The sequence below is a fragment of the Sphingobacterium sp. SGG-5 genome, from assembly GCF_011043525.1.
Taxonomy (GTDB): domain Bacteria; phylum Bacteroidota; class Bacteroidia; order Sphingobacteriales; family Sphingobacteriaceae; genus Sphingobacterium.
In genome coordinates this window covers 397,792-416,556 of record NZ_JAAKGO010000005.1, presented here as the reverse complement: position 1 = coordinate 416,556, position 18,765 = coordinate 397,792, and the positions used below count along the sequence as shown (strand labels likewise).

The following is an 18,765-nucleotide window of genomic DNA, read 5'->3' as shown; positions in this document are numbered from 1 at the left end:
CAATCCGAAATAATCTGCTATCTTTGCCACTCATTAAATAATTATATATAAATAACAATGTACGCAATAGTAAATATAGCAGGACAGCAATTTAAGGTTGCAAAAGACCAGTCTCTTTTTGTGCACCGTTTACAAGGAGAAGAAGGCGCTAGTATTGAATTTGACAATGTATTGTTAGCAGAGGACGGTGGTAAATTTACTGTAGGTGCGCCAAGTATCTCAGGAGCTAAAGTTTCGGCTACGATTTTGTCTCATTTGAAAGGTGATAAAGTTATCGTTTTTAAGAAAAAACGCCGTAAAGGTTACAAGAAGAAAAACGGACACCGTCAGCAGTTTACTAAAATCCAGATTACGGGTATTAGTCTGTAAGTAAAGTTTTTAAAAGTATTTTAATCACAGGTCTTAGGATCATAAATTAGATAAAGAAATGGCACACAAAAAAGGTGCGGGTAGTTCGAAGAACGGCCGTGAGTCACACAGTAAGAGATTGGGCGTCAAAATTTTTGGTGGTCAACAAGCTATTGCCGGCAACATTATCGTTCGTCAGCGTGGTACACAACACAATCCAGATAAAAATGTAGGTATTGGTAGAGACCATACCTTACATGCTTTAGTTGACGGTACTGTTGTTTTCCGTAAAAAAGCAAACAATAAATCTTATGTTTCGGTAATTCCTGCCGAGCAAAACTAAGGTTGAACTTAACAACATTATACAAAACCTTCAAGGGATAACTCTTGGAGGTTTTTTCATGCTAAACATATTGGTTATTATATTGTTTTTTATGTAGACGATGTGTAATCCTCAGTTTAGTATGAAGTATAACCGCCGTAAGATTATTCTTGGAACCATCATGGTGGTTATTCTGATATTGCTGGGAGTGGGGTGGTATTATATCCGGGCCTGGAAGTCCACCATTAAAGCCAAACTGACAGAGCGGATAGTAAAATCCACCGATAGTTTATATACCTTAAACTATGATGCTCTTGATGTCAATCTTCTGGCAGGAAATGTTACCCTACAAAATGCCGAACTCCTTTCTGATTCCACAATCTATCATAGACTGGAGGCCGCTCAAAAAGCTCCGGACAACCGCTTCCATATCAAAGTCTCTTCTTTGGAACTTACAAGCCTGAGCATTTGGGATATTTTGGTGGTGAAAAAAATCAATATCGGTCATATTCGAATAGACTCGGCCGCTATCCATCTTATTCGTAAACAACATGCCTATACCGATAGCGTGAAAAATAAGGAATCCAAATCTTTATATGAACATATTAAAGATGATTTTAATGCAGTAAAGGTGGATCAAATCACGCTGGATAATATGAATTTTAAGTTGTCGACTGTAACGGATGAGGATGAGGTATCTACAGATGTAGCTATAGATAGCACCCAGATTGTAATTGGTGATTTTTTGTTGGATGCAAATTCTGCTCGTGATACTTCTCGTTTATTTTATGCAAAAGAGATCGATCTGGATATTCCCCGTTTTGATTACGAATTTCCGAATAGTGTGTATAAAATAAAATTTGAGCGTTTGACTTTCCACAGTAAAAGTCAGCAGGCACTGTTCCATAAGATTGTCCTTGCACCAAAAATTCGTAAACTTGATTACTTTAAACAAGATAAGAAGAATAAGGCGATGATCATCTTAGCTTGGGATACACTTCGGTTAGAAGGTATTGATATGAATGAAATGGCCAGCAATCGTTTACTTCATGCCAAGTATGCTTACATAAAAGGTGGCTCTGCCTCGTTTCATAAAGATAAGCGGTTCCAGAAGGATAGTATTTCTAAAGTAGGTGAGGCGCCGCATCAGATCGTTATGAAAATGGATCAACGCATTCGATGTGATACGATTTTCGTAAATAATGTCGATGTTTCCTATCAGGAGTATAGTGCCAAGTATAATCAGGAAGGTGTGATTACTTTTCAGCAAGCAAAAGGGAATATCACCAATTTGACCAATGATACGAGCAAGCTGGTAAAAGATAAATTTATGCGGGCCGATCTACAAGCCAAGATCATGGGGGTAGGGGTGTTGCACGCCCAATTTGGATTTGATATGTTGAGCAAGAACGGTAGCCACACCTATAAAGGAACATTAGGTAGGATGCAGGCACCGGCATTTAACAGAATCCTAACTCCCTTGCTTAATTTTGAATTTGGTTCGGGCAATATACACGGCATACGTTTTGATATGCAAGGGACCGATTATAAAAACTGGGGTGAATTTCGTTTTGACTACGATGATCTTAAGATCAATCTGCTCTATACGCCAGGAGATAAGCCGACCAGAAAAAAGAAAGGTGTACTTTCCTTTCTTGTCAACCAATTGCTGATTGATGATAGCAATCCGGCAGCTAATGGTGAGCACCGTGTAGGCTATGTCAACTATACGCGGGTGCCTGCATATTCTTTCTTTAAAACGTTATGGAAGAGTTTGCAAGAGGGTATACAACAATGTGTTGGTCTGGGTGGGCATGCAGGGCGTATATTGATGGATCGGGGAGAGATAGCTGAAGAGAGGTAATTTGTTGAAAACTACCTCGCTATGAAGTGTGTCTGTGGAGCATATCGGATTCGAACCGATCACCTCTACGCTGCCAGCGTAGCGCTCTAGCCAAATGAGCTAATGCCCCGGGTGAAAATGTCCGCTAAGATAATAATTTCTTTATTCAGTTGCTAATGGAAGATTATATTTTCCAATGCCGTAACTCTAAAATTATTCTGCAGATTGAAGTAATTGGCTTTCATAGAGTGCTGCATATTCTCCATTTTGTTCTAAAAGCTGATGGTGTGTGCCTTGTTCCATTATCTTGCCGTTATCCAATACGATGATGTGGTCCGCATTTTTTATCGTCGATACGCGGTGAGCAATGAAAATTGATGTCCTGTTTTTCATAATACGGGACAAATTATGCAGTATATGTTCTTCTGTCTTGGTGTCTACGGCCGATAAACAATCATCGAATATCAATATTTTCGGATCTTTGATCAATGCCCGGGCGATGGATACCCGTTGTTTTTGTCCGCCGGATAAGGTGACGCCGCGCTCACCGATATGTGTTTGGAAGCCCTGTTCAAAAGCGATAATATTATCATATACTGCCGCATCTTTAGCCGCTTGTTCCACTTTGTCATTATCCGCGTGGTCCAATCCAAAAGCGATATTGTTTGCTATGGTATCCGAAAATAAGAAGACTTGTTGTGGAACAAAACCAACCTGTTGTCTTAATGCTCCAAAATCGTAGTCTTTCAGCTGGATTCCGTCAATATGAATGCTACCTTCGTCTACATCATAGGTGCGGAGCAACAAGTTGGCGAGCGTCGTTTTACCCGACCCCGTTTTGCCGATAATCGCTAATGTGCTCCCTTTCGGTACATGAACACTAACGTTATCCAATGCTTTAATGCCGGTTTCAGGATAGGTGAAAGATACATTAGATAGGCTAATATCCCCTTCGATAGTATGTGTAATAGCGCCATTCTGAATTTGGGGCTTCGTCTTCAGGAATTCGTTGATCCGCTTTTGTGACGCTGCAGCGCGTTGTATGAGTGATGTCACCCAGGCCAGGGCCATAGCCGGAAAGGTGAGCTGATTGACATATATAATAAACTCGGCAATATTTCCTGCCGTAATTGTTCCTTTGTTGACCTCTATACCGCCGATATAAACCGTAATAATCGTACTAAATCCCACTAAAAAGATAATCAAGGGGAAAAATATCGCTTGCACACGCACAAGGTCCAATGCCGTATCACGGTAATGATTGCTTTCTTGGGCAAACTCATCCATCTTCTCCTGTTCCTTTACATACGTTTTGATGACACGTATCCCTGAAAATGTTTCCTGTACGAAGGAGGATAATTTGGAGAGCTGGGCTTGGATGCGGGTACTTCTTTTATTGATAATCTTATTGATAAAAAGAATAATAATAGCAATTATCGGAATAGGTATTAAGGAATAGGTTGCTAATGTAGGGTTAACATCATACATCGCATAGATCACCAACAGCGACAGCGCTATGGTATTGATGGCATACATGATAGCGGGTCCCAAGTAGTTACGCACTTGATTGACATCCTCAGTCGCTCGGTTCATCAGGTCGCCGGTATTGTTTTTCCGAAAGAATGAAAAATCCAGCTCCTGGTAGTGATTATAGATCTCGTTTTTCAGGTCATATTCAATATGCCGGGAAATCAGAATAATGGACTGCCTCATCAGAAAGAGGAAGAGACCACGAAGCAACGCGAGCGCAAGGACGATAGCACCGAAAAATAAAAGGCTGCTTCCAAAAACGTTGTAAATAAGATCTTGACGACCAAAGCCGTCATAAAGCCGATAAAGGTCAATATTTTCTTTTACCAGGTCGAACGCTTCTCGGATAACCTTTGCGGGCAGGATTCCGAAATAATTGGATATGATGACGAAGGCGACCCCGGGAATTAGTTGCCACTTGTACTTGTAGAAGTATTTGTTAAGATACGCCAGTTCTCTCATATGCTGTACGCAAAGGTACTGCTTTCCGTGGAAATATCTTACGAAAGCATGCAGGGATTGATTTTATTTACTACTTTTCCTCTATCCCTAAAGATTTTCAAAGGCAGAGGAGAGAACGATAAAATCCTTCTCATATGCAACGTAATTATATTGCATTTAAAAGGAAATTACTCATAATATATTTTTTTGTTATAGGCATTCGTGAATGCGAAGCATTTTATCTAAGTTTGTACATCCTTTTTGGGATTATTTAGGCAGAAATGAATATACAAAATTCTTCTATTTTTCAATTGATGGGGGCTGAAGGGCATCAAAATCTGTTCTTCTGTAATGATCCTGATGTAGGATTAAAGGCTATTGTCGCTATTCATGATACCACCTTAGGGCCTGCAATCGGAGGTGTAAGGATGTTGCCTTATGAGACGGAAAATGAGGCGATTGAAGATGCGTTGCGGCTTTCGAAGGCGATAACATATAAAGCTTCTTTGGCCGGATTGAATTTGGGAGGAGGCTGTGCCGTCATTATAGGCAACAATCGCACCGAGAAAACAGAAGTACTGATGCGCCGTTTCGGCAAATTTATCAACGGTCTTAATGGTAACTTTGTGGCTTCCATAGATGTGGGTACAACACAAAAAGATTTAGAATATATCCATTCCGAGACGGATTACGTAGCTGGTCTTCCGGAGTTTATGCATGGTGGAGGCGATACTACGGTATTTGCAGCTCGTGGTGTATTCTATGGAATAAAAGCAGCTATCAAAGATGTCTATGGCGATGAGTCGTTGGCTGGGCGAAAGATTGCTGTGCAAGGTGTTGGAAGTGTGGGCGAGCATCTGGTAGCTATGCTGCGTGCAGAAAATGCACGGGTATATGTGTCGGATATGACCGAAGAACGTAAATTGAAAGTGGCAGCTAAATATAAGGCAGAGCCTATTCAGTATGCCGCGAGTTATGAGCTGGATGTCGATGTATATGCACCTTGTGCATTGGGCGGTACGGTGAATCCGGATACGGTTCCCAAAATGAACTGTAAAATCATTGCCGGTTCTGCAAATAATCAACTTAAAGAGGAAGCGAAAACAATACAATTGTTAAAAGAAAATAATATTTTATATACACCTGATTTTTTAATTAATTCCGGTGCGCTCATCAGTTGCTATTCGGAATTGGAAGGGTACGGTGCGGAGCGTACGGAAGCATTGATCCGCAATATATACAGTGCGACGCGGCATGTTTTGCAAAAATCAAGGGAAGGAAACATCACGACCTTTGAAGCAGCAAAGCAATTGGCGGAACAACGTATTGCAGATATGAAAAAAATCAGAAGGTAGTTACGTTCTTATAGAGTTACAATCGTTCTTTAAAAAATATGTTAAACAGAAGGCACCTTCGTGTGAAGGTTATGCAAACGCTTTATGCGTACAATTTATCTGAAGATAAGCAGGTAAAGGACTTTCAAAAAGCACTTTTCAAAAGTGTAGAAGAAGTCAATGAAATGTATATATGGACGCTAAACTTATTGGATGAAGTAGCGGAATATGTCGTGTTGGATGCAGAAAGCAGGGCCGCAAAGTTCCTGCCGACAGAAAAAGATAAAATCCTGACAACAAAGCTCAACACCAATACATTCATCGAGTCACTTCGCCAAAACAGAACATACCTGGAATTGGTGAAAAAGTACAAGGTGTCGTGGGGGTTTGATCCGGAGATCGTCCGTTCGATATTTGCCCGTCTTAAAGATTCGGAAGAATATATGAGTTACTTGACGAATGCGGATCGTAGCATTTACGCAGAAAAAGATATTATAAAATATATCTTCAAAAAAATCGTTTTAAAGACGACAGAAATCGAGCAAGTGTTTGAGGAGAAGTTTATCAACTGGCCGGTAGATAAAGAAGTGTTGCAGGCGATGATCGCTAAGACATTTAAGAATTTCAGCTCGGAGAATCCTTCTTTGAATAAACTAGCGAATCTGACACCCAATTGGGAAGAAGATCAGGAATTTATTGAAGATTTGCTGAAAGTGACCATTCGGAATAGTCAGGAGTATCAGGTGCTGATTGCGGAGAAAACAAAAAATTGGGAATCCGAGCGGATTGCACTGATGGATACGGTACTCATGCAGATGGCAATAAGTGAGTTGATCGATTTCCCTTCTATACCAGTTAAGGTGACTATGAACGAATATATCGAACTTTCAAAGACCTTCAGCACGGCTAAAAGCAGTACATTTATCAATGGTATATTAGATAAAATTTTAGGAGACTTAATGCGCCAAGGCCGTATAAATAAAACAGGTAGAGGATTAAAAAATTAATGATGAGATTAAAATCTATTTTATGGAGCTGTACGTTACTATCGTTCGTTGTAGCGTGCAATAATGCAACCCAGTCTACGGATAAAGGAAATGATACAGTTGATGTGGTCGATCCGCTGCACACAGCGGAAGGTCCGCATGGCAAGATTGAATTTGCGGAGACGGCATACGATTTTGGTACAGTAAAGGAAGGCGACATCGTAGAGCATGTGTTCAAATTTACAAATTCGGGCGAGGCGCCTGTCATCTTATCTCAAGTGAGTGCTTCCTGTGGTTGTACGACTCCGGATTACACGAAGGATCCGGTGTTGCCCGGTAAAGAAGGTGAAATTAAAGTCAGTTTTGATAGCAAAGGACAAGTTGGAAAACAACAAAAAATCGTTACCATAAGCTCGAATGCGGAGAACAAGGTGACCACTGTTCAAATCAAAGGTGTCGTGGAGAAATAGTTGGTTTTAATTTTTAATTTTGACTTTTAAATTTATATAAATATGATGTTGACAATTTTATTACAGGCAGCCCCAGGTGGTGGCGTGATGAGTTTCTTACCTTTGATCTTAATCGTTGTAGTGTTTTATTTTTTCATGATCCGTCCACAAATGAAAAAACAAAAAGATCACAAAAAATATATTGAGGAACTCACTGTAAACTCGAAAATCGTGACGACCGCAGGTATACACGGCCGCATTGTTGAAGTGAGCGACACCACATTTTTAGTTGACGTGGGTTCAGGCGTGAAAATGCGTTTCGACAAATCTGCTGTGGCGTTGGATGCGTCACGTGCAGCAAATAACGATACGAAAAAAGCGTAATCTTTTCCTCGCAAAGTAAAAGATGTTAGTCACTTCGTAACCGAAGTGACTTTTTTATGCCTATTTTTCCTCTATAAAAAATTTCTCAATGGCTGAGGAGAGAACGATAATTTGCTTTTATATACAACGCGATTGTAATTGCATATAAAAGCAAGTTTATCTAAGTTTGTAAGAACGATGAAGTACAGGCGATTCAATAAAATCCAGCGGCGGAAGATTTCGATATTTCTTCGATGTCTAATGATTTCGCTTGTGGCATGGATGCTTATTGCCATATCAAATAAATATACTTTTGTCGTCAAATCGAGCATAGAATATGTCAATATTCCCGAAAAAAAAGCTTTTCATCCTTTGCAAGCAGATACCGTACAGGTGTCATTGAAAATGACCGGTTGGAATGTCCTGCTTTCTAAAATGAAGCCGACGGTATCCAAGATCCAAGTCGATCTGAGTACGTTGGCCAGCCGCAACTTTATTGTCTTTTCCAGCCAATTGGGTTTTATCAATCGACAATTTCCGGCTGACAAACAAGTTGTACGTGTGTCACCCGACACCCTATATTTTGACTTTTCGAGCCAGACTCAACGTAAAGTAGAAATACGCGTGCCGACCAATATATCTTTCAAAAAGCAGTACGGCATCATTGGCCAGACACAAACGAATCCCCAACATGTGACGGTCACAGGTCCCTCGGAAGATGTTCAGTATATTGATTATTTAGAGACGGACACGGTTTACGGAACGGATGTACATACGGATATCCGCACGGTAGTAAACATTAATAGAAAGCAGCGTACGAATATTACTATTCATCCGGCGGTTGCCGAAGTTACTATTCCTGTAGGCGAGCTGACGGAAAAGCAAATTGAGGTACCGCTGCATGTGCGACATAGTAGTCCATACACATCGGTAAGGATTATTCCTTCTAAAGTAACGATTACAGCGCTCGTGTCTTTAAAGGATTATGGGAAATGGACGGCACGAGATTTTGAAGCAGTGGTGGATTTGGATAACTGGACAAAGAACCAGGTGAAGAGTCTGCCGGTGCAGCTTATTAAAGCTCCGGAATTTTGTGAAGTCGTCCGAATAGAGCCACAGAATATTGATTTTTTTGTTAGAAAATAAAGCGTATGTCGATCAAAGTAGGGATAACAGGCGGCATAGGAACAGGAAAAAGCTTTGTAAGTAAGGTTTTTAAAACTTTGGGTGTTCCGTTTTACGATGCGGATGTCGAAGCCAAGCTGGTCATGACCAAGAATGAAGAGGTGCGACAAGCGTTAGTCCATTCATTTGGTCCGGATACGTACTTCGACGATGGTCAGGTCAATCGGGGATATTTGTCGGGTATTGTATTCAACGATCCGGAAAAGCTGACACTGCTAAATAGTATTGTCCATCCGGCGGTGATTCAAGCGAGTGTCGATTGGTCCAATAAACAGACGGCACCTTATATACTCAAAGAGGCGGCTTTATTATATGAAAGCGGCTCGTATAAGAACCTGGACTATACCATATTGGTTACTGCTCCGGAAGAGTTGCGGATACAGCGTGTCATGCAGCGGGATGGAGCGGAACGGGAGGACGTACTACGGCGTATGGCTCGGCAGATGCCGGAAGAAGAGAAGCTTCAATATGCAGACTTCCTTATCCATAATGATGGCGTGTTACCTTTGTTGCCACAGGTATTGGCCATTCACAATAACTTAATCCATGCTTAATGGCGGAGATATTATCCGATTTTTTAGTGGAGACTGCGCAGGGTTATTATTGCTCTTACGGTGATTTTTTTATTGATCCGTCGTTGCCCGTCGAGAAAGCTGTGATTTCACATGCCCATGGCGACCATGCTCGGCCTGGACATCGATATATCTATGCTACGGCAGCTACGATCGCTTTTATGCAGGAGCGGTTCTCCAGTCAGCCTGTGCATACCTATGAATCCATACCGTATCACGTACCGCTCTTCTTTGGCCCTGTGGAAGTAACGTTTATCCCTGCAGGTCATATTTTAGGTTCCGCACAGATTTTGATGAAATATCAGCATGTGTCTTACCTCTATACAGGCGATATCAAAAATCAGTTTGACCCTACCTGCGAGCCGTTAGAGGTGGTAGAGGCTGATGTGCTCATTACGGAAACGACGTTTGCAGACCCTGCGGTGATCCACCCCGATCCAGTGGAGGAGATAAAAAAACTATCTGCCACCGCTCACCCGATTATGTTGGGATGTTATGGGCTGGGTAAAGCCCAGCGGATAACCTATTTGATTAATCAATACTGTCCCGAAAAGACGATTTTTGTACATCACAGTATTTTACGGATGCATAGGGTATATGATCGTTTGGGACTTGTTCCTTTGCGGTATGAGGTCTACCAACGTAAAGTCATGCGGGACGGACAGCACAAAATCTATATGGTGCCGCCGATTACATTTAACAATTACTTTCGTGCAAAAAATGTACTTCGGGCTTTTGCTTCGGGTTGGAAGAGGCTACAGCAACACAATGATATCGAACTCTATATCTCGGACCATGTGGATTGGATGGATATATTGCAGCTGATCGATGGTGTCAAACCGCGCGAAATCTGGACCGTTCATGGCAATGGTCACCTGCTGGTGAAACACCTTCAAGGGCAAGTGGTACGGGAATTACAAAAGATGATGTGATGGTGGTCTATAAGTGGTGCCAGCTGGATTCGAACCAGCGACACAAGGATTTTCAGTCCTTTGCTCTACCAACTGAGCTATGGCACCCTAAGTTTTTGTTTTGAATCTGTTACTTTCAGATTTTGAGGTGGTGCCAGCTGGATTCGAACCAGCGACACAAGGATTTTCAGTCCTTTGCTCTACCAACTGAGCTATGGCACCTGCTTTCAACGTCGTTGTTGCGTTGCAAATGTAGTTTCTTTTTTTTAATTCCGAAACTTTTAGATCAACTATTTTTGGGATTATGGGCAATCAGTTGATTCCTATGGAAATAATTTTTTCGTTAAGGTCATAGGGAATGTCGTGACATTTTTGATTGAGATAAAATTACATGAAATAAACATGCTAATCCGTCAATTTAGGGTATCTTTGCATTTTGTGATTTGGTATGAGTAAAAAAGGCAGAGTATTAGTTGCGATGAGTGGGGGAGTGGATAGCTCCGTAGCCGCAGTTATGCTGCACGAAGAAGGATATGAAGTCATTGGTATTACGATGAAAACCTGGGATTACGCATCCTCGGGTGGCTCTTCGAAGGAGACAGGGTGCTGTAGTCTGGATAGCATAAATGATGCTCGTTCATTAGCCGTCAATTATGGCTTTCCCCACTATATATTGGATATCCGAAATGAATTCGGTGATTATGTTATCGATAATTTTGTCGAAGAATATATTGCCGGCCGCACACCGAATCCCTGCGTTTTATGCAATACCCATATCAAATGGGAGGCACTGATTAAGCGTGCGGATAAGCTGGACTGTGAATTTATTGCTACGGGACATTATGCCAATATCCGTTTGCATGATAATGGCCGCTACGTAGTGTCAAAAGGGTTAGACGAACACAAAGACCAGTCTTATGTGCTATGGGGGGTCTCCCAAGAAAATTTAGCCCGTACGCGTTTTCCGCTGGGAAGTTTCCGGAAAACAGAAATCAAGCAAATGGCCTTAGATATGGGGCAGCTGGAGCTTGCGAATAAGTCCGAAAGCTATGAGATCTGTTTTGTGCCGAATAACGATTATAGAGAGTTTTTAAGACATCGGCGTCCTACATTAGATGACGAAATCGGTCCGGGTAATTTCCTCCTTTCCGATGGCACGGTTGTCGGCCAACATGTCGGGTATCCTTACTTCACAATAGGACAGCGTAAGGGATTAGGGATTGCGCTGGGAAAACCGATGTTTGTGATCGAAATTCTTCCCGAAAGCAATTCCGTTGTATTGGGGGAAGAGCATGAACTTGAAAAAACGCAAGCTTTTGTACGGGATGTCAATCTGGTCAAGTATGCTTCCTTAGAACAGCCCATGGAAGCAGTAACCAAAATCCGCTATAAAGATTCCGGGGCTATTTCCACCTTGACACAGCAAGGTTCTATTATGCAAGTGGATTTCCCGCATGCCGTAAAAGGTATTGCACCGGGTCAGTCGGCCGTTTTCTATGAAGGCAGCGATTTGATCGGAGGCGGCTTTTTAATGAAATAATTCCTGTCGGATTTATTACTTACTTTCTATCACGACTACACCTTCTTTTCCTGGTGATCCCGAATAGATCTGTCCTTGGGGTAGACCTCTCAGTCCCTGAGGTGCTGTAGCGATACGGCTATAGATGTTGCTAAGTTCAGCAGTCGGCGTGACATGTAGTCCCCCTGGAGTCACGTCGGCCAACAGGTAATTTTTTGCTTTTTTATCGGAAGTCTGTGGCGTCATTCCGGCAGGATCATAGCGGAGTGTAATATTGCCTGCATCTCCATTTGGAAATGTTTTTGTGCCATTCATCGCATCTCGACCTCTGGCGATAATATACAACGAACCTAATTTTTGGAAATTGGCTTCGATGTCAAAGTTGGAGCCGTTGTTTTGTCCTCCCTGACCTACGATCACTGCCTGTTTTCCGATTTCAGCATAATCGACTATGATCTTGACATCCTTTTTGCCGAAAAACTGTAACGACGATTTATCGTTCATAATCAACGTGTCGATATGGATCATACTCGAGGAATCCCGGTCAGAAAAAACTTTCTTTTCTTTCTTTTTCAGTACCAGCTTATCAAAATGCTGTGCTGTAGTCTGTGCCGAAAGTGTACCCGCCAAAAAAAGGCAGGCTATGAAAACTCCTATGATTCTTTTTGCTTCCATATCTATTAAACACTTTTTCCTTTCGAAGGTTTAATTTTTCGGAGCTAAGTAATTCAAAATGAGTTTTGCTGTCTTAGCAGAGGCTCCCGGCGAACCTAATTTTTCAGCGAGAATAGTATAGTTTTCCAACACACTCGCACGATGTTCTGGGTCATTGATCAATCTGTCCAGTTCATCACGGATGGCTTCCGGGTTACAGTCTTTCTGTATAAGCTCAATAACGGATAGATAGCCGTTGATTAAATTGACAAGAGAAATAAATTTGACTTTTATAAGCTTTCTGGCAATTTGAATGGTAAGGGCGTTGGCTTTATAGACAACCACTTGTGGTACTTTTAATATAGCGGTTTCCAATGTGGCTGTTCCTGAAGTAACAACAGCTGCTTCTGCATGATGAAGTAGATCATAGGTCTGATCAAAGACAACAGCAATATCAAGATCGCCCGTAAACTGTCTATAGTATGCCTCATCAAAGTTTGGTGCGCCTGCGATGACTAATTGATGTTTAGGAAAGGCATAATACATCTCAATCATATCCGGAAGGATCTTCTCGATTTCCATCTTGCGGCTTCCCGGAAGCAGTGCGATAATCGGATTGTTTTCTAGGTTATTGGCGGCAAGAAAATTTGGATTAAAGGTATAGGCATCGATAGCATCCAGCAAAGGATTGCCTACATAATCGACATCCATATCGAAGCGTTTGTAAAAGTCTACTTCAAAAGGTAGGATACAGAACATGTGATCCACGATCTTTTTGATCTTGTGTACCCGTCCTTGATTCCAGGCCCAGATTTTGGGTGATATATAGTAACATACCTTGATGTTGTTTTTTTTTGCAAAAGAAGCTATTTTCAGATTAAATCCCGGAAAATCGATTAAGATAACGGTGTCCGGTTGATATCGAAAAAGATCTTCTTTAGCTTTCTTAAGGTTTTTGGAGATTGTCCTGAGATTTTTGACCACTTCGACAAACCCCATAAAAGCCATATCGGCGGTGTGAATTAATGCTTTTTGGCTCGTGGCAGCTTCCATTTGGTCGCCTCCTATAATCCGAAATTCTGCCTGAGGATCCTCTGTCTTTAATGCTTTGATGAGATTCGCCCCGTGTAAATCTCCCGATGTTTCGCCTGCTATTAAGTAATACTTCATAATTTCATATCCTATATTCCTAATTCGACCTGGAAGGTACCTCCCCATGAATTTTTCCTATGGGTATTGTTGTAATAGCCATCTTTAACCATGTAATTAGCGTTTAGCTGGAATTTCAGGCGATGTGCCTTCAGATATTTCGTTAAGCCGAGTTCCAGTACTTCAATTTGCGATTCGTATACTTTGATATCCTGATGCGGTTGTATAAAGGTGTATCTCCCCGCAATCTCATAACCGTGATTCAATAGATAGGAGGTTTGTTGGTTCACCCCCCACCCTTTATAGGCGTATGTAGCTTCCGAATCTTCGCCCTCATCCGTTATGTTTAATGGGTTGTCCACGTCTCTACGCATGTATTCGGCTTGATAGGCAAATCCCTGATATTTGAAGATGGCGTCGGCAAAGGCAGTTTTTAATGTGAACGGATTTTGGACAAATTTACCCGTTTGTCCACCTTCACGTATTGTTCGGTCATTATAACTGTATCCGCCACCGATAGAAAGCTTAGGTCGTTTCTCGCGTTCCAGATCACCTTCGGAGTAGTCGTTATCATTGGTGAAGTCACCCAGAGGTAGAAATTCTATGCGTCCAGTGTAGGCCAGCCCGTCATCCGTGGTATTTACCGGACGTCCTTCCCCCGTAGATATGGCCGCTTTAGCATTAACTGGCATGTGCCCGAGTTTCTTGCTCAGATTGAAAGAAATACCAAAATCACGGTCTACGGTAAAGTTAGAGTTGACCAACGAGCGGTCTGCAAATTGTAGTGATCCGGACGAGTTTACTCGTTGCCGGTTTCCCGGAAGTTTGTTTTGACCGAATGAAACATAAAAGTCATCGGAGAAATTGTAGAATAATACCGCGTCACGGACGATATTGGGAACACCGCTGTCATCAAAGTCCTGATCTCCCCGGGAAAAGGCCAGCTGGACAGAATAGGAAATTTTAGGTGTATAGATATAACCATCCATACGCATCCGCAGACGGCGTATCCGGGCTTCAAACTTATCGTTTTCGATACCATCTAAGACATTGCTGTAGCCCAGCCTGTTTTGCATTCTAAACCGAAAGTTGGTGTAAAACAACGAATCTTTCGATTTGTATTGAATACCTGTGAAATTGAGGATCGTAGCACGGTCGTCCCGTTCCTGGCCGAATGCTGATCCCATGACAGATAATGCAATAAGAAGTGATAGTACAAATGTGATGTTCAAGCTCATGTTACGTTTTGTTAAAAATGGTAATGTATTGCAAAGATAAAATTATTTCTTGCCCAAAGGTCTATGCTAAATTGGGAAACATTTAGGAAAATGAATTTTTTATAAGATAGCATTTATCTAAGTTTGTATTTGTGCGTAAAATTGTTCACATCGATATGGACGCTTTTTATGCGTCGGTAGATCAACGGGATTTTCCGGAGCTGAGAGGCAAACCTTTGGCGGTAGGTGGTTCCCCCGATGGTCGCGGTGTGGTCGCTGCAGCGAGCTATGAGGCACGAAGATATGGTGTGCGCTCGGCCATGCCGTCCAGACAGGCCTTGCAGCTCTGCCCGGATCTGCTATTTACCCGTCCACGTTTTGACGTCTATAAGCAGGTTTCCGAACAGATACGGGCTATTTTTCATCGTTATACCGATATGATTGAACCCTTGTCGTTGGATGAAGCATTTTTGGATGTGACGGAGGATAAGCAGGGGATAGGTTCGGCAATAGATGTCGCAACGGCTATAAAAAAAGCCATTTGGGAAGAGCTTCACCTCACGGCTTCCGCCGGTGTATCTGTGAATAAGTTTGTTGCAAAAATAGCATCGGACTATAGAAAACCTGATGGCCTAACCTTTATCGGGCCATCAAAGATCGTCCCTTTTTTGGAAACACTGCCCATTGAGAAGTTTTTCGGAATAGGAAAGGTTACGGCCCAAAAGATGAAAGGTCGGGGCATTCATTTCGGTAGCGATCTAAAACGTCTCACCGAGCAAGAGTTGGTTCGGGATTTTGGGAAGTCTGGTAGTTTTTTTTACCGCATGGTGCGCGGAGAAGATCATCGTCCCGTACAACCGCACCGTATGGTTAAGTCCATCTGTGTGGAAGATACCTTTGAGACAAATCTTTCCAGCCGAGAAGAGTTGCTTAAAGAATTGCAGATATTGTGCGTCAAACTGGGAGAAAGACTACGTGCCAAGTCGGTACAGGGACGGACAGTCGGATTGAAAATAAGATTTTCGGACTTTATACAGCTCACGCGTTCGATAACGCATGCTTATTATGTCGATCAGTCCACCGAAATTTTTGAGCAGGCCAAGCAACTTTTTGATCGGATTGATCTGGAAGATAAAAAGATCCGCCTGCTCGGGGTGAGCATGTCCAACTTTTACCACCAGGACATGCAAAAAATGACCGCACGTCAATTAACTTTGTTTTGAATATCCGAACAACTACCACATCCTTTTTGGCATCCGCTGGACCCATTCCCTTTTGAGGGCATAAATTTCCGAATCATATACACGACTGCAGCGATAAAGATTAAAGCGATGATGATATATTGGACTGTAATCATATCTGTATGTATTTATTTTAAAATTATGTAGGTGAAGGAGGTTATGAAAGTTATGATGGTCATTACCTCTGTCACTATCATCACCTTCATAACCCTTATCACTTTATTTCAAAACCTGATAAGCGATTAATGCCGCAATGTACGCTACGCCGGTCATAAAAAAGAGCTGGAATAGCGGCCATTTCCAAGAGCCTGTTTCTTTTCGAACTACAGCTATTGTCGCCATACACTGCATCGCAAAAGCGTAAAAAAGTAATAAGGATATTCCGGAAGCAAAATTATAAGTCGGTTTTCCGGTATTTCTATTGATCTCCGACTTCATCCGGGTAAACAATGTTTGTTTTTGACTATCGTCTTCTATATCCAGATCTTCACCGAGGCTGTATACCACGGCAACTGTACCTACAAATACCTCACGTGCAGCGAAAGAAGCGATCAAGCCTATACCTACTTTCCAGTCATATCCCAAAGGCTTTATGACCGGTTCAATACCTCGACCCAGGTAGCCCAGGTAGGAGTATTCGGTCCTATAAGCTGTAATTTCGTTATCGACCTGCTCGGGTGTGAAATGGGGATTTTCCTGCACGATATATTTTTCTGGGTCAGAAAAGCGGTCGTTCGGGCCAAAATTACCCAAAACCCATAAAATGATGGAAATGGCTAAAATCACCTTACCGGCTCCAATGAGAAAGCCGGAGGATTTTTCCCATACGGTATTAAGGACGTTCTTCCAGTCGGGCATTTTATAGGTCGGCAATTCAAAAATCAGGTAGGATTTACGTACCGATTTAATAAAGCCATTTAAAAGCAACGCTGCGCCTAACGCACCCACCACACCTAAGATATACATGACAAATAAAGTAATACCTTGTAAGCTGAAACCTAAAACTTTGTCGTCGGGAATCACCAATCCAATGATGACGATGTAAATAGGGAGCCGTGCCGAACACGTCATAAAAGGCGTTACCAAAATCGTTAACAGGCGTTCTTTTGCATTTTCGATATTCCGCGTGGACATGATGGCTGGGATCGCACAGGCAACCCCCGACATGAGCGGAATGACAGACTTACCATTCAACCCGAAAGGCTTCAGCCAACGGTCCATAAGAAAGACTACCCGGCTCATATAACCGGTCTCTTCCATGATAGCAATAAATAAAAAGAGAATGGCGATTTGTGGTAAGAAAATAACAATACCTCCAATACCAGCGATAATTCCATTGACAATAAGGCCGCTTAAGGGGCCTTCGGGCATAACGGCAGCTGCCTGATCGCCAAGAGCGGCAAAAAGTTGGTCTACACCATCCATTAAAGGCCCCGACCAATAATAAATGGCCTGGAAGATGAGAAACAATAAGCCAAAGAAAATAACATAGCCCAACACCGGATGCATAAGTAGATTATCGATCCTATCGGTAAGGGCTAATTTTTTATTTGTCGATTTTTGGATGATGGCCTCCAGGTCGCTGTCGACTTTATCATGCCGGAGTATAGCTTCATCTTTTTGAAGCTGTTGTGTATGCAGACCATGTCTGGTCCGGATGGCTGCCAGTTGAGCGAGATGTTGTTCAGACGTCCCCGAAGGGTGCTCCTGTGCAAGCAGATGCCAGGTTTTGTATTCAGTTTCCAACGGAAATAAGGCCTTGGCCTCGGCCAGCGCGTCTTGATAGCGTTCGGGTAGCGTGAGCGCACCATAATAATGGCCTGGGCTGCTATCTAAGTGAGATAATAGGTTATCTATACCTTTCCCCGTACGCGCATTTGTCGTAAGTACTTTTGTCTGTAAATATTTTTCTAATGCCGCATGGTTGATGATCAGGCCTTTTGTTTCTATTTCATCCATCATGTTGATGACAAATATAGCAGGTAAGCCGAGCTCCCGGACCTGCTGATAGAGGATGATACCCCGGTTCAACGTTGTCGGTTCGGAGACCACCACCACCAGATCAGGGTGATCTTTTTGTGTCGGATTACTCAATATATCGAATACGACGTCTTCATCTAACGAATTTGGAAACAAGGTATAGGTGCCTGGAAGATCAACGATCTTATATTGCTTTCCATTGGCTTTGACCGTTCCTGCCCTCTTTTCTACAGTAATCCCCGGATAGTTGCCTACCTTTTGATTTAACTTTGTAATTCGGTTAAATAATGATGTTTTACCCACATTGGGATTCCCTAATAAGGCGATTGTCTTATGGTTCATTATATTCTGCTCGTCAAGATTAAAGAAGCTTCGGCCGTCCGAATAGCCACTAATGTTCGGTCTTTTACGATAGTGACACATATTGGCCCCCGTGCCGGAGCTTTATGTTTGATCTGTATTGTTGCGCCAGGAGTAAATCCCAATTCATAGAATTTTGCAGGCAGTTCATCACTGTGAAAGGCTACGATAGTTGCCTCTTCGCCTTTTTTTAATTTATCTAATGAGATTTTATTTTGCATAGCCTATTTTGTACCTTCGATCAGATAATGACCGGAAAGCCACAAATATAATCAAAATGAATAGTTATTCTTGGGCGCACGTGTCACACTTTTGTTTTATTTAGATTAATTCTACGAAAGTGTCCGGGAGGTAAGCCAAT

At 42.2% G+C, this 18,765-nt stretch carries 19 protein-coding genes and 3 tRNA genes; 12 read left to right on the top strand and 10 right to left on the bottom strand.

Annotation, left to right across the window (positions count from 1 at the left end; genetic code table 11):
• Window positions 1–57 precede the first annotated feature (57 nt).
• The 3 genes from rplU to G5B30_RS10200 all read left to right on the top strand — a co-directional run bounded on the left by rplU (window position 58) and on the right by G5B30_RS10200 (window position 2,534).
• A complete protein-coding gene (rplU, locus tag G5B30_RS10210; protein WP_165319872.1) occupies window positions 58–369 on the top strand; it encodes a 50S ribosomal protein L21 in 312 nt (103 codons plus the stop codon).
• Window positions 370–427: 58 nt separating this feature from the next.
• On the top strand, window positions 428–691 hold the full coding sequence (gene rpmA / locus G5B30_RS10205) for a 50S ribosomal protein L27 (protein WP_165319871.1): 264 nt from the start codon (window positions 428–430) through the stop codon (window positions 689–691).
• Window positions 692–812: 121 nt separating this feature from the next.
• A complete protein-coding gene (locus tag G5B30_RS10200; RefSeq protein ID WP_165319870.1) occupies window positions 813–2,534 on the top strand; it encodes a hypothetical protein in 1,722 nt (573 codons plus the stop codon).
• Window positions 2,535–2,569: 35 nt separating this feature from the next.
• On the opposite strand, the gene G5B30_RS10195 is transcribed toward G5B30_RS10200, so the two are convergent.
• A tRNA-Ala gene (locus tag G5B30_RS10195) sits at window positions 2,570–2,643 on the bottom strand.
• An 83-nt stretch (window positions 2,644–2,726) separates the two neighbouring features.
• The gene (locus G5B30_RS10190) at window positions 2,727–4,505 is read right to left on the bottom strand and encodes an ABC transporter ATP-binding protein (RefSeq protein WP_165319869.1); all 1,779 of its coding nucleotides are present in this window, start codon (window positions 4,503–4,505) and stop codon (window positions 2,727–2,729) included.
• A gap of 260 nt (window positions 4,506–4,765) precedes the next feature.
• Here G5B30_RS10190 and G5B30_RS10185 point away from each other — a divergent pair, with 260 nt between their 5' ends.
• From G5B30_RS10185 to G5B30_RS10155, 7 genes are all read left to right on the top strand, one after another.
• Window positions 4,766–5,839 carry a Glu/Leu/Phe/Val family dehydrogenase gene (locus G5B30_RS10185; RefSeq protein WP_165319868.1) on the top strand — a complete coding sequence of 358 codons (1,074 nt, stop codon included), beginning with the start codon at window positions 4,766–4,768 and terminating at the stop codon, window positions 5,837–5,839.
• A 38-nt stretch (window positions 5,840–5,877) separates the two neighbouring features.
• A complete protein-coding gene (nusB, locus tag G5B30_RS10180; protein WP_165319867.1) occupies window positions 5,878–6,825 on the top strand; it encodes a transcription antitermination factor NusB in 948 nt (315 codons plus the stop codon).
• Complete coding sequence (locus G5B30_RS10175) at window positions 6,825–7,274, top strand: DUF1573 domain-containing protein (protein WP_165319866.1); 450 nt, start codon at window positions 6,825–6,827, stop codon at window positions 7,272–7,274. The genes nusB and G5B30_RS10175 overlap by 1 nt, the downstream gene beginning before the upstream one ends.
• Before the next feature lie 42 nt (window positions 7,275–7,316).
• Window positions 7,317–7,637: a preprotein translocase subunit YajC gene (gene yajC, locus G5B30_RS10170; RefSeq protein WP_165319865.1), complete on the top strand. Its 321-nt coding sequence runs from the start codon at window positions 7,317–7,319 to the stop codon at window positions 7,635–7,637.
• Between the two features lie 240 nt (window positions 7,638–7,877).
• Window positions 7,878–8,762: a hypothetical protein gene (locus G5B30_RS10165; protein ID WP_240903172.1), complete on the top strand. Its 885-nt coding sequence runs from the start codon at window positions 7,878–7,880 to the stop codon at window positions 8,760–8,762.
• A 5-nt stretch (window positions 8,763–8,767) separates the two neighbouring features.
• Window positions 8,768–9,355 (top strand): dephospho-CoA kinase, encoded by a 588-nt coding sequence (coaE, locus tag G5B30_RS10160; RefSeq protein ID WP_165319863.1) that lies wholly within the window; start codon window positions 8,768–8,770, stop codon window positions 9,353–9,355.
• Window positions 9,355–10,305 (top strand): MBL fold metallo-hydrolase, encoded by a 951-nt coding sequence (locus G5B30_RS10155; RefSeq protein ID WP_165319862.1) that lies wholly within the window; start codon window positions 9,355–9,357, stop codon window positions 10,303–10,305. Before coaE ends, G5B30_RS10155 begins: the two co-directional genes overlap by 1 nt.
• A 14-nt stretch (window positions 10,306–10,319) precedes the next feature.
• Here G5B30_RS10155 and G5B30_RS10150 read toward each other — a convergent pair.
• A tRNA-Phe gene (locus tag G5B30_RS10150) sits at window positions 10,320–10,392 on the bottom strand.
• Window positions 10,393–10,433: 41 nt separating this feature from the next.
• Window positions 10,434–10,506: transfer RNA gene (locus G5B30_RS10145), tRNA-Phe, on the bottom strand.
• Window positions 10,507–10,732: 226 nt separating this feature from the next.
• Here G5B30_RS10145 and mnmA point away from each other — a divergent pair.
• Window positions 10,733–11,824, top strand: a complete 1,092-nt coding sequence (mnmA, locus tag G5B30_RS10140) for a tRNA 2-thiouridine(34) synthase MnmA (RefSeq protein ID WP_165319861.1) — start codon at window positions 10,733–10,735, stop codon at window positions 11,822–11,824.
• Between the two features lie 15 nt (window positions 11,825–11,839).
• Here the strand turns inward: mnmA and G5B30_RS10135 are convergent, their stop codons facing one another.
• From G5B30_RS10135 to G5B30_RS10125, 3 genes are read right to left on the bottom strand one after another with little or no spacing between them, the layout of a single operon-like run.
• Window positions 11,840–12,478, bottom strand: a complete 639-nt coding sequence (locus G5B30_RS10135; RefSeq protein WP_165319860.1) for a hypothetical protein — start codon at window positions 12,476–12,478, stop codon at window positions 11,840–11,842.
• A 30-nt stretch (window positions 12,479–12,508) separates the two neighbouring features.
• Window positions 12,509–13,627, bottom strand: a complete 1,119-nt coding sequence (gene lpxB, locus G5B30_RS10130) for a lipid-A-disaccharide synthase (protein ID WP_165319859.1) — start codon at window positions 13,625–13,627, stop codon at window positions 12,509–12,511.
• An 11-nt stretch (window positions 13,628–13,638) separates the two neighbouring features.
• On the bottom strand, window positions 13,639–14,844 hold the full coding sequence (locus G5B30_RS10125) for a porin (RefSeq protein ID WP_165319858.1): 1,206 nt from the start codon (window positions 14,842–14,844) through the stop codon (window positions 13,639–13,641).
• Window positions 14,845–14,999: 155 nt separating this feature from the next.
• On the opposite strand from G5B30_RS10125, the gene dinB reads away from it, so the two are divergent.
• Complete coding sequence (gene dinB / locus G5B30_RS10120; RefSeq protein ID WP_206367080.1) at window positions 15,000–16,046, top strand: DNA polymerase IV; 1,047 nt, start codon at window positions 15,000–15,002, stop codon at window positions 16,044–16,046.
• Here the strand turns inward: dinB and G5B30_RS17585 are convergent.
• From G5B30_RS17585 to G5B30_RS10105, 3 genes are all read right to left on the bottom strand, one after another.
• Complete coding sequence (locus tag G5B30_RS17585; RefSeq protein ID WP_165319856.1) at window positions 16,028–16,180, bottom strand: FeoB-associated Cys-rich membrane protein; 153 nt, start codon at window positions 16,178–16,180, stop codon at window positions 16,028–16,030. The two genes, dinB and G5B30_RS17585, sit on opposite strands and share 19 nt — an antisense overlap.
• A gap of 103 nt (window positions 16,181–16,283) precedes the next feature.
• A complete protein-coding gene (gene feoB / locus G5B30_RS10110; RefSeq protein ID WP_165319855.1) occupies window positions 16,284–18,386 on the bottom strand; it encodes a ferrous iron transport protein B in 2,103 nt (700 codons plus the stop codon).
• Window positions 18,386–18,625 (bottom strand): ferrous iron transport protein A, encoded by a 240-nt coding sequence (locus G5B30_RS10105; RefSeq protein WP_165319854.1) that lies wholly within the window; start codon window positions 18,623–18,625, stop codon window positions 18,386–18,388. The genes feoB and G5B30_RS10105 overlap by 1 nt, the downstream gene beginning before the upstream one ends.
• Window positions 18,626–18,765 lie beyond the last annotated feature (140 nt).

Excerpts from the sequence above, each read along its gene's own strand:
- rplU (WP_165319872.1), top strand. The coding sequence starts at position 58 with ATGTACGCAATAGTAAATATAGCAGGACAGCAATTTAAGGTTGCAAAA.
- rpmA (WP_165319871.1), top strand. The coding sequence starts at position 428 with ATGGCACACAAAAAAGGTGCGGGTAGTTCGAAGAACGGCCGTGAGTCA.
- G5B30_RS10200 (WP_165319870.1), top strand. The coding sequence starts at position 813 with ATGAAGTATAACCGCCGTAAGATTATTCTTGGAACCATCATGGTGGTT.
- G5B30_RS10190 (WP_165319869.1), bottom strand. The coding sequence starts at position 4,505 with ATGAGAGAACTGGCGTATCTTAACAAATACTTCTACAAGTACAAGTGG.
- G5B30_RS10185 (WP_165319868.1), top strand. The coding sequence starts at position 4,766 with ATGAATATACAAAATTCTTCTATTTTTCAATTGATGGGGGCTGAAGGG.
- nusB (WP_165319867.1), top strand. The coding sequence starts at position 5,878 with ATGTTAAACAGAAGGCACCTTCGTGTGAAGGTTATGCAAACGCTTTAT.
- G5B30_RS10175 (WP_165319866.1), top strand. The coding sequence starts at position 6,825 with ATGATGAGATTAAAATCTATTTTATGGAGCTGTACGTTACTATCGTTC.
- yajC (WP_165319865.1), top strand. The coding sequence starts at position 7,317 with ATGATGTTGACAATTTTATTACAGGCAGCCCCAGGTGGTGGCGTGATG.
- G5B30_RS10165 (WP_240903172.1), top strand. The coding sequence starts at position 7,878 with ATGATTTCGCTTGTGGCATGGATGCTTATTGCCATATCAAATAAATAT.
- coaE (WP_165319863.1), top strand. The coding sequence starts at position 8,768 with ATGTCGATCAAAGTAGGGATAACAGGCGGCATAGGAACAGGAAAAAGC.
- G5B30_RS10155 (WP_165319862.1), top strand. The coding sequence starts at position 9,355 with ATGGCGGAGATATTATCCGATTTTTTAGTGGAGACTGCGCAGGGTTAT.
- mnmA (WP_165319861.1), top strand. The coding sequence starts at position 10,733 with ATGAGTAAAAAAGGCAGAGTATTAGTTGCGATGAGTGGGGGAGTGGAT.
- G5B30_RS10135 (WP_165319860.1), bottom strand. The coding sequence starts at position 12,478 with ATGGAAGCAAAAAGAATCATAGGAGTTTTCATAGCCTGCCTTTTTTTG.
- lpxB (WP_165319859.1), bottom strand. The coding sequence starts at position 13,627 with ATGAAGTATTACTTAATAGCAGGCGAAACATCGGGAGATTTACACGGG.
- G5B30_RS10125 (WP_165319858.1), bottom strand. The coding sequence starts at position 14,844 with ATGAGCTTGAACATCACATTTGTACTATCACTTCTTATTGCATTATCT.
- dinB (WP_206367080.1), top strand. The coding sequence starts at position 15,000 with ATGGACGCTTTTTATGCGTCGGTAGATCAACGGGATTTTCCGGAGCTG.
- G5B30_RS17585 (WP_165319856.1), bottom strand. The coding sequence starts at position 16,180 with ATGATTACAGTCCAATATATCATCATCGCTTTAATCTTTATCGCTGCA.
- feoB (WP_165319855.1), bottom strand. The coding sequence starts at position 18,386 with ATGAACCATAAGACAATCGCCTTATTAGGGAATCCCAATGTGGGTAAA.
- G5B30_RS10105 (WP_165319854.1), bottom strand. The coding sequence starts at position 18,625 with ATGCAAAATAAAATCTCATTAGATAAATTAAAAAAAGGCGAAGAGGCA.